A 1,823-nucleotide genomic window follows, 5' to 3' on the forward strand; every position below is an offset into this window, starting at 1 on the left:
CATGCTCAAGATCAACATTCGCAATGACAAAGTTCAGCTCAAGCCGTCCTTTGTCCCTGTGCTCAACCCATGCAAAGCTCACCCGATCAGCCTCTAACCCTGCGGTAATCGTCTCTTCAAAGCTGTCCATGATCTCGTTTTTTTGCTTGCTCGTTAGATGATCAGGGGCTTCTTCAAAGCTCAAGCAACCACTGGTGTACTGGCGCTTAAATTCTAATGAGTCAATGAGTAGCTTTTGCTGCTCTACGTCACCGCGCAATATTTCGGCATCAGGGCGATCACCTTCTCTGCCAAGCAAATAATCAAAGACGGCACTGCCACCACCGGTGCCATGACGAAAGAATTTAACGATCATTGCTCATAATCCTTTGTAGCTCAGTATCAAGGTCAGCTTGTATCTTCACCAAAGTCATAAGCACCTCATTGTCTACTTGGTTGCCTAGGTTCAGATGCTTGGCGATTTGGTTCATGTTGTTACCAACCCATGCCACATGACGCACCAATTCGGGATCAGCTGCGTGAATGATTTTTTTAGCCTTTGGTTTTGGCTGTTCGATCTTTTGACCCAATGCCAACTGGCGCAAAAAAGTGGAAGTACCCAATTCACCGGCACGAACTTTGATCTCGTTAAACTCGTTATCAGTGAGGCGTATTTGAATGTGCCTATCTCTAACTTCCTTGGTCGGTTTTTCATCGCTCATGGGTAACGTCCGTAAGGTTTTTGGGGTTAAGGGGTTTCCCCTTACCGGCATGCCAGAATGTAAAGAAACGAAGTAGATTGTAATGACGGCATATGCTGGCTTAATAATAAAAATATTATGACCCATATATTATTTTATTATTTTAACGCCAATCTCAACTTATCGTAGGCTTTTGATTTTTATAGAATTTAAAATTTTAATTGTTTTAACTGAAGTTTTAAAAACTAAGTAAACCAATACCTTAGAAAAATAAGTTGAGAGTGGGGTTATTTTATTATTTATGAAGACATCTATCAGAGATAGATACTAAAGGGAACTCAGAAAGAGATAAAACATACAAATATGGAATATATTTTAGTAAATACTATGTGAACTAGAAACAACCGAGTAAGATATATATCTACAAATGTAAAATTATTGGAAGAATTAAAATGTCTTTAACGTATTTATCAAAAGTAAGTGCTCTTACTGTCCTAGCAGTAAGTATTGCTGCATGTAGTAGCGGTGGTAGTCACAAAAACACCTATCCAAATACACCTCCATTAACCGATCAGTCTACTGCTGCCCAAAAGATTGAGGCTAATCGTCTAGTTTTACTTAATAAAGCTAAAAAAGCTGGCTTAAGTGATAAACAAGCAACTGCTTACGCCGAAGCCAACAAAGAGGCCAACGCAGCAAATGCTCAAACTGCTTTAGAAACCTTGGTCGCTACAAAAGCTGCCGCTGAAAAAGCTGCTGCTGAAAAAGCTGCTGCTGAAAAAGCTGCCGCTGAAAAAGCTGCCGCTGCGAAAGCTGCCGCTGAAAAAGCTGCTGCTGATAAAGCCGCTGCTGATAAAGCCGCTGCTGATAAAGCCGCTGCTGATAAAGCTGCCGCTGCAAAAGCTGCCGCTGCAAAAGCTGCCGCTGCAAAAGCTGCCGCTGCAAAAGCTGCCGCTGCAAAAGCTGCCGCTGAAAAAGCTGCCGCTGAAAAAGCTGCTGCTGATAAAGCTGCTGCTGATAAAGCCGCTGCTGAAAAAGCTGCCGCTGCAAAAGCTGCCGCTGCAAAAGCTGCCGCTGAAAAAGCTGCCGCTGAAAAAGCTGCTGCTGATAAAGCTGCTGCTGATAAAGCCGCTGCTGAAAAAG

General features: G+C 42.8%; 2 protein-coding genes and 1 pseudogene. 1 reads left to right on the forward strand and 2 read right to left on the reverse strand.

Going from position 1 to position 1,823, the window contains the following annotated elements:
* Positions 1–355: pseudogene (locus ABYT07_RS20810) on the reverse strand (nuclease); the annotation flags it as partial.
* Entirely contained in the window at positions 345–701 is a 357-nt protein-coding gene (gene mobC / locus ABYT07_RS20815; protein ID WP_372993906.1) for a plasmid mobilization relaxosome protein MobC, read from the reverse strand. The gene mobC and the pseudogene ABYT07_RS20810, both read right to left, overlap by 11 nt.
* Before the next feature lie 431 nt (positions 702–1,132).
* On the opposite strand from mobC, the gene ABYT07_RS20820 reads away from it, so the two are divergent.
* On the forward strand, positions 1,133–1,823 hold a 691-nt coding region (locus ABYT07_RS20820), incomplete at its 3' end, for a hypothetical protein (protein ID WP_372993907.1).

This window comes from Sulfitobacter sp., from assembly GCF_041552635.1.
In the GTDB taxonomy this organism is placed as follows: Bacteria; Pseudomonadota; Alphaproteobacteria; order Rhodobacterales; family Rhodobacteraceae; genus Sulfitobacter.

Excerpts from the sequence above, each read along its gene's own strand:
- mobC (WP_372993906.1), bottom strand. The coding sequence starts at position 701 with ATGAGCGATGAAAAACCGACCAAGGAAGTTAGAGATAGGCACATTCAA.